The organism is Kosmotoga sp., assembly GCF_982836095.1.
In genome coordinates this window covers 1-7,643 of sequence record NZ_CEYIHJ010000089.1, presented here as the reverse complement: position 1 = coordinate 7,643, position 7,643 = coordinate 1, and the positions used below count along the sequence as shown (strand labels likewise).

General features: G+C 39.8%; 8 protein-coding genes. 7 read left to right on the top strand and 1 reads right to left on the bottom strand.

Annotation, left to right across the window (positions count from 1 at the left end):
* The 6 genes from ispG to AC3LHT_RS06795 form a co-directional block, all read left to right on the top strand.
* Positions 1 to 856 (top strand): (E)-4-hydroxy-3-methylbut-2-enyl-diphosphate synthase (ispG, locus tag AC3LHT_RS06820; protein ID WP_488662377.1); only part of this gene is annotated, 856 nt, incomplete at its 5' end.
* Between the two features lie 40 nt (positions 857 to 896).
* Positions 897 to 1,976 (top strand): DUF4384 domain-containing protein, encoded by a 1,080-nt coding sequence (locus tag AC3LHT_RS06815; RefSeq protein WP_488662376.1) that lies wholly within the window; start codon positions 897 to 899, stop codon positions 1,974 to 1,976.
* 210 nt (positions 1,977 to 2,186) lie between these two features.
* Positions 2,187 to 3,065: a DMT family transporter gene (locus AC3LHT_RS06810; protein WP_488662375.1), complete on the top strand. Its 879-nt coding sequence runs from the start codon at positions 2,187 to 2,189 to the stop codon at positions 3,063 to 3,065.
* A gap of 128 nt (positions 3,066 to 3,193) precedes the next feature.
* The gene (locus AC3LHT_RS06805; protein WP_488662374.1) at positions 3,194 to 3,859 is read left to right on the top strand and encodes a response regulator transcription factor; all 666 of its coding nucleotides are present in this window, start codon (positions 3,194 to 3,196) and stop codon (positions 3,857 to 3,859) included.
* On the top strand, positions 3,846 to 5,174 hold the full coding sequence (locus tag AC3LHT_RS06800) for a HAMP domain-containing sensor histidine kinase (protein WP_488662373.1): 1,329 nt from the start codon (positions 3,846 to 3,848) through the stop codon (positions 5,172 to 5,174). The genes AC3LHT_RS06805 and AC3LHT_RS06800 overlap by 14 nt, the downstream gene beginning before the upstream one ends.
* Positions 5,149 to 6,672 carry a 1-acyl-sn-glycerol-3-phosphate acyltransferase gene (locus AC3LHT_RS06795; protein WP_488662372.1) on the top strand — a complete coding sequence of 508 codons (1,524 nt, stop codon included), beginning with the start codon at positions 5,149 to 5,151 and terminating at the stop codon, positions 6,670 to 6,672. The genes AC3LHT_RS06800 and AC3LHT_RS06795 overlap by 26 nt, the downstream gene beginning before the upstream one ends.
* A gap of 5 nt (positions 6,673 to 6,677) precedes the next feature.
* On the opposite strand, the gene AC3LHT_RS06790 is transcribed toward AC3LHT_RS06795, so the two are convergent.
* Positions 6,678 to 7,445, bottom strand: a complete 768-nt coding sequence (locus tag AC3LHT_RS06790) for a coenzyme F420-0:L-glutamate ligase (RefSeq protein ID WP_488662371.1) — start codon at positions 7,443 to 7,445, stop codon at positions 6,678 to 6,680.
* Between AC3LHT_RS06790 and AC3LHT_RS06785 the strand changes: the two genes are divergently transcribed.
* The coding region (locus tag AC3LHT_RS06785; RefSeq protein ID WP_488662370.1) for a hypothetical protein at positions 7,430 to 7,643 on the top strand (214 nt) is incomplete at its 3' end. The two genes, AC3LHT_RS06790 and AC3LHT_RS06785, sit on opposite strands and share 16 nt — an antisense overlap.

The window sequence follows — 7,643 nt, the reverse complement described above, 5'->3', positions numbered from 1 at the left end:
AGTCAAGCACAGTCCAGTACCTTTAATTGCTGACATTCACTACGATTATCGCCTTGCCATTGGAGCTATAAAGAAGGGAGCTGCAAAGGTCAGGATTAACCCGGGAAATATAGGACAGTCCTGGAAAATCAAGGAAATAGTTAGTGTCGCAAAGGCCTATAGAACCCCTATAAGGGTGGGAGCAAATTCGGGCTCGATAAAAGAGAGTTTCAAAGGATACGATAACAAAGCCATAGCACTTGCAGAAAGCGCTCTTGAGGAGACCCGTATCCTTGAATCCATGGGATTTTATGACATCGTTATCTCCGCGAAATCGTCATCGGTAAAAGAAACTATCGAAGCAAACAGATATATATCATCCAGAGTAGATTACCCGTTACATATTGGTGTTACAGAAGCGGGTGTTTTCGAAACCGCGGTGGTAAAATCTTCAATAGGCATCGGTACACTACTTCTTGAGGGAATTGGTGACACGATAAGAGTTTCAATTGCTGGCGACCCTTTAATTGAAGTAAAAATTGCAAAGAAACTGTTGAAAGCTTTGGATCTCAAAGAAGGCGTTGAGGTTATAGCATGTCCCACCTGTGCGAGAACGGAAATCGATGTTGAATCTCTTGCACACAATGTGGAAACATGGCTTGAAGACATCAATACAAATTTGACAATAGCTGTTATGGGGTGTGTTGTCAACGGTATAGGTGAAGGAAAAGATGCTGATATTGGTATTGCTGGTACTACTACCGGAGCAGTGATATTCGCAAAAGGAAGAATCGTTGAAAGAGTAAGAAAAGCTGACCTCAAAGAAAAATTGATGAAATGGGTAAAGGAATATTCGAGCAAAAACAAAAGGGCGTGACCGTATTAAAATTTCCATAGTTGAAGGGGGGCAACCTAAAATGAAAAGATTATTTTTATTTGTTCTTTTTTCACTTTTTCTAGTGAATCTTTTTGGCTTCGTTGGGGTTCAATACGACCCTGCAAACATAATCCTTATACCACCTGAAGACGGCATAAACGCAACGCTTGAATTCAACAAACCAAAGGGAAGCACTTATTACGCAGGGGAAGAGCTGATAGTAAGCTTTAAAGTAAACAAAGACGCTTATGTAACTTTATTGGATATTCTTCCAGATGGAAGGGTTCAGGTTTTGTTTCCAAACAAATACGATACAAACAATTTTGTCAACGCCAATGAACTGTACACGCTTCCAACAACAGATAGCTCTTTGGGATATCGTTTAATAGTGGACAATACCGTTGGAAGGGAAAGTTTTTTACTCATAGCTTCTGAAGAACCGCTCTATTTTCTTGACCCTGTGATAATACGATTTCATACCAGTGCATTCCCATACTTGATTAACAGCGTTTCCGGTATGAAAAGCCTGATAATGAATTCTCTTTCACATTCCAATTGGACTGTTGCAAACTACTACTTCTATGCTAATTACGCACCAGCAACGACAAAAGTCAACATCGTTTCCGACAGGCAGAACACAAAAGTATTCATTGATGGGTTGTATGAAGGAATCGCGCCAATAATGCTGAAAGAGCTTGAACCTGGGCAACATAGTTTTTACCTTTTCAACGATAAAAGGCTTGCCTGGGGGCCAAATCCTCGTAGTGTGAATTTCGGCGATTTTGAACTCAAGTTTAATTTGCTTCCCACTTATCCTTATGGCTATCTTGAAGTGTATTCCGAACCCTCAGGTGCCTCTGTATATATTGATGGAGAATATTTTGGAACAACACCAATAAAGGATTTTGCAGAGGTTGGGAATCACAATGTCACCATATCTAAGTGGAAATATCACGGCGCTTCACAGGATATCACCATAATTGAAGATGAAACTACATCGATTAGTTTTGTGCTGAGTCAAAAAACTGAAGAAGAAGTAAGGAAAGATATTTATACTATATTCGCCATTGTTGGAGCCATTGTCGCCATTGTGGCATTGATTTTGTTGCTTTCGCAATAAATAAGAAAGAGACGCTTTTTTCGCGTCTCTAAATAATATTATATCACGAAAAATGGGTTTTGTCAAACTCGAATATTATAACACAATATTTAATGAAATCACCTTTTGCGTTTTCAATTTCGCTGAATAAAAAGATATGGCGATATACACTTAAAGTAGGTTTATTTACAATTGTATTTCCAAGTTTCGAAAATTTGGGGGTAGAAATTCTTGAAAGCTAGGGCAACCTTCATGCTTTTGCTTGTAGTGCTTTTCTGGGGGCTTACATTTCCCATGCAAAAAGCTATTCTCGGTGAAGGCTTATCGCCTGTATTCTACAATGCATTGAGATTTGCAATTGCTTCTCTCCTGGTTATCGTCTATGAGAAGCTCAAGGGGAGGAATCCCTTTAGATCGTTGTTCAATTTGCGGGGTGCTATTCTCGGGCTATTTTTGACTGGTGGATATGTATTCCAAACCTGGGGACTTGTTCACACAACTGCTTCTAAAAGTGCTTTTATCACGGCACTGTATGTTGGCTTTGTAGCTGTCCTGTCGCCGCTGATTGAAAGAAAGCTACCTTCTCCCATGAAAGTTATGGCTTTGCTTATTTCCATAGTTGGGCTATATTTCCTGACATCACCCAAAGGCGGAATCCAATTTGGGGATTTCTTAACAATTTTGTGCTCTTTATTTTTTGCACTCCATGTTATATACATCAGCGTCTTCACCATTGAAAATGATAATGATGAGTTTGAAATGCTTTTACCTCAATTACTCATTGTGACCCTTGTCAATAGTATCCTCATTCCCTTTATTCCCGGAAAAATCATTTTCAGCGGTGGAACGATTTTCACAGCGGCTTTCACTGCTGTTTTCGCCACCATTTTGGCCGTGGCTATTCAACTTAGGTATCAAAAACATATCGGCTCGATTGGAGCTTCATTGGTGTATGTTGGTGAGCCAGCTTTTGCATTGCTATTTGCAATGATTTTTCTCGGTGAGGGGGCTTCACCTAAAGAGACACTGGGTCTCGTATTGATGATACTTGGTATAATTACCGGGAGCTTATCGATATTGCAAAGCAAGGGCAATGTTAGTGAGAATTGAAAGAAAGCACGATTTGAATTGCTGCAAGTTACGAGTATCGAGAAAATCGAAAGCCGTGAAAGCATGAAAAAGCCGCCATGTAGCGACTCAAATTCCGGCTCCCGTTCTCACTAGGGTAGGTGAAAACTTTGAGCAAAAGGAAGTTGTTACTCATTGAAGATGATCCTCATATAAGCCGGTTTTTAAAATTAGAGCTTGAACATAGCGGCTATGAAATAATTCTGGCTGTTACCGGCGATCAAGCGCTGGATTTACTTGAAGCAGAAGAACCTGATCTCATCATTCTAGATGTTATGCTTCCAGTCATAGATGGATTTAGTATTTTGAGATTTATAAGAGAAGAAGTCTCTGAAGAATTGCCCGTAATAATGCTCACAGCTCGTGGGGAAGTCAACGACCGGGTAAGGGGACTAAAGGGAGGGGCAGATGATTACGTGGTAAAACCCTTTCACATTGAAGAACTCTTAGCAAGAATAGAGGCACTTTTAAGAAGGCAGAAGAAACCCAGAAAACTGAATTATAACGCACTTGAAATGGATGTAGACAAGAGGGAACTACTGATCTCTGGTAAGAGCGTAGATTTGAGCAAGACCGAATTCGATCTATTGAGGGTGCTTCTTGAAAACAAAGGGATAGTCATGTCAAAAAATAAACTTTTAGAAATTGTTTGGGGAGTAGAAGATTGGGGAAATCCAAACGTGGTTGAGGTTTACGTAAATTACTTGCGGAAAAAGCTTGGTAAGCACGGGAATTTAATCCACACAGTTAGAGGGGTAGGTTATGTCATCAAATAAAAGTGCATTTACTCTGCCACTTTCTGTGATCTTGACAATAAGCTTTATAATCCTTCTTGTTCTCGTAATAGCTTTCATATCGATTTTTGTGTATCGGGTATCAACCACCGTTTTTATAAACAACTATTCCAAGGAACTGTTGAATTCCTATCGTGCTTCTTCTGCAGCACCACAACGTGGCATTATGGGGTCTCCCGGTTTCATGGGTGGTTGGCGAAACCAACAGTTATACGAAAACATGTTCGTTCAGATAGGTGAAAATGTTATTCGGGACAACGATGAGATAGGTAATCAGAAGTTTGTGGAAGGGCCAAGGATTGTTTCTGAAAGTGGTAAGACTTACCTTTTGTATGGCTTTGTTGAAAACGGTGAAAAACTAATAATAGGTACACATATGCTCGAATATGAAGTCTTTTTGAATGCTCTCAAAAAGACACTTGGATTGGGGGTTCTTTTGGCCATTGCTTTATCCTTAATCTTTGGGATCATTATGGGAAGAAGAATAGCAAAACCTTTAAAAGAAATCTCCAACGCACTCCAGGATACCATTCTTTCGGATCTCTCAAAAAGAATCGAGATGAATTCAAAAGCAAAGGAAATTCACGACTTAAAGGAAGCATTGAATAGATCGCTCGAAAAGATAGAAGAAGCTTATAGAAGACAAGAGCAATTTTCATCTGATGTTGCCCATGAAATACGTTCCCCTTTGACTTCTATTGTGGGATTCTCAAGGCTGATCAAGCGTTGGGGTATAAAGGATCCAGATGTTGTTCTTGAAGCAGCCAAAAATATAACAGAAACAGCTGAAAGTATGATTACCTTGACTGAATCTCTGCTATTTCTCGCAAAACCCGATTTGAAACCAGAATTCAGCGCCGTGAACTTAAAAGAAGCGCTTGAAAAAGCTCTTGATTTTGTCAGCCGTTCAGCAAACATCGAGATGAAATTTGAATTACCCGGTATAATTGTGATGACAGATAAAAAGCTCATTCAACTTGCATTCAAGATATTGCTGGAAAATTCAATAAAGCATGCACCTGGAAAACCAATTGAGATTTTTTGGAAATCTGAATCTTCAACTCTGATCTTTAGAGACTATGGCCCCGGCATTTCTGAACAAGAGAAGGAAAGGGTTTTTCAACGTTTCTATAAAGGGGATTTCTCCAGAACCGGCTCGGGGTATGGCTTAGGTCTTTCAATATTCAAAAAGATCATCGATACTCTTGGATTAACAGTTCAGGTTGAAACACCTGAAACTGGCGGTACAATGTTTTTATTAGGAGGCTGGAATGAAATTCGCTCTGTGCGCAGCTGAAACAATTGTTTTTTGGTTGCTTATTCCTTTAACCATAATCTCAACCGGTTCACCTCTATCATTACCAATTGCTTTTTTAGGCTGGGTTGTTGTAGCTTTTGGTGTTTTTTTGGCATTTTACTCTTCGCTTATCATGCTCTTTGATGGTGGTGGTGCCCCATACTATTTCTATGCTCCGAAAAAATTGGTTATCTCTGGCCCATACAGGTTTTTGAGGCATCCTTTGTATCTGGCGTACCTACTTTTTCTTGCCGGTCTACTAATAAGTAATTGGAGTCTTGTAGGGCTTTATCTTTTATTTGGTATTGGTCTTCTAATAGTTTTTTATGTTTTCATTTTTGAAGAGAGAAAGCTAATGGAGAATTTCGAAAAGTTTAGAGAATATGCCAAAAAAGTCCCCGCATTTATTCCTCTTCCAGGTAAGTATATTCCCTTTGATTATTCCCGTAGTGTTCCATGGCAATATATCTTTTTGAATTTGCTCATGAAATTTCTTGTCCAGATCATCGTTTGGCCTAAGGTCGTTAACAGCAAAGCACTGAAATCAAAAGGCCCGCATGTGATTGCTATCCTTCACCAGACCCATTATGATGGTCCACTCGTGTATTACGCAGTTAATCGATACTTCAGGTTTGTCAGTACAGCATTGTACTTCGACAGGATCCCTTTCATGTGGAAAGTCGGGATTATACCTGTTAAGCGCTATACCGTGGATTTTTTGGCGATGAAAAGAATCATCGAAACAATAAGAAATGGCTTTGATATTGGAATAGCGCCTGAAGCTGCACGCACCTGGGACGGTGAGCCCATCTGCATCAGAAAAGAAATCTGGAAGCTTCTAAGGAAATTAAATATTCCCGTTATTCCCGTGAAATTTTATGGTATCCAGCGACTATGGCCAAGGTGGTCCAACAGAATTAGATTGGGAAGGGCTACCATTGAATTCGGCGACCCGGTTTCTCCAGAAGACCAGCATTTTGAAGAAAAAATCAAGGGATTCTTAACTAAGCCAGATCCCACTTTCGAGCTTCCTTACAGGGATTATAGGGGTATTGAAAAACTTCTCTGGAGATGTCCAAAATGCGGCACTATCGGTTCTATACGGAGTGCAAAACACGCATTTTATTGCGATAAATGTGGAAAGAAATATGTAAAACCAACTGTCAACGAAGTTATAGAGCTTCACAAAAAAATAAGACCTGATTATATGCCCGTAAAGTTCCCTGTCAGTGATACTGTATTGCTTAACAACAAAAAGGTATCCGGGCAAATGTACGAAGATAGAATGAAACTTGGGAATCTTGTGATAGAATTCGATAAATTGCGCACTTCATCTATCGAGCGAAATGAGGAGAACATATTTGGAACCCCTAATGAGCTTATAAGATTTATTCCAGAGACTTCCCCGCTCATGTGGAAAGAAATCGTGGATTATCAAATCAGATTCGTTCTGGGAAATGAAAATTTTCACACGTATTACTGGGATCTAAGTCGTTGAAAGACTCATCTTCCACTTTTTAAAAATAGAAAAAACTGTGCAAGTTTGAACAAAATTGTGTTCAATACGGTATAAAATCCAGCTTTTATCTTGGATCTCATAGGAAAACTGATTATGCTTTGATACTCCTCGCAATCGCCCTTATCTTCCCAGAACTTGTACTCAAATCCCCTCACAATGATAACCGGGGTAAGCTCAGTATTTCCACCCATAACAGCTCCTCCAATTGCAGCAACAGCATCTACAACAACAACGTTTCCTCCGAACTTGTTAGGCTTAAACAAATCAGGGCCCGATTCGTTAACAGTAATTGGGTAAATACCAGAGCAACCAACGCAAACATCAAGAGCCCCTGTCCTGTTTGGAACTGATAATGTATCTGTAACTACCACCGCAACATTTTTATTGTACTTGCGCCTAATATAGTCTCTTATTTTCTTCGCCGAAAGGCATGGATCCTTAGGCAAAGGAACCAAAAAACCTTCGGGTACATTTGAACCATCTATGCCACCATTATCAAAAATAAGTCCCAGTTTATTGGTCATTGGTACATTGACAAAATTTTTACGCAGCATTTCCTGTGTTGCTTTTATATCCCTGGAATGCTTCAGGTAAAAGTTCCTGATGAACTTATCATTCATAATCCTTCTCAGTGGCACAATGCCCAGAACTTTTCCTTCCCTAAAAACCAGTTCGAGTCGATGAGAATCAATCGAAAAAAGCTTTGAAAGAAATTTGATACGCCATCTCGGCTTTATTGAAGAGATTTGCACAGCATTTCCTTCAAGATGTATTTGCTGCTGGACATGTAGCTGGTACATGGGGTGATGCTTCTCAACGTAAAGGAACTCACGATTACTACAACGAAAAAGGACTGGAGGTTACAACGTGGGCTGGGAAACGTGTTGTGCTAATGGGCGATGCTTATATGCGATCTCAAGATGCAGAGCTTGCTGCAGTGGCTATTCAAT

What these genes read in the sequence shown, in the direction of transcription:
- AC3LHT_RS06815 (WP_488662376.1), top strand. Translation starts at nt 897, where the DNA reads ATGAAAAGATTATTTTTATTTGTTCTTTTTTCACTTTTTCTAGTGAAT.
- AC3LHT_RS06800 (WP_488662373.1), top strand. Translation starts at nt 3,846, where the DNA reads ATGTCATCAAATAAAAGTGCATTTACTCTGCCACTTTCTGTGATCTTG.
- AC3LHT_RS06795 (WP_488662372.1), top strand. Translation starts at nt 5,149, where the DNA reads ATGAAATTCGCTCTGTGCGCAGCTGAAACAATTGTTTTTTGGTTGCTT.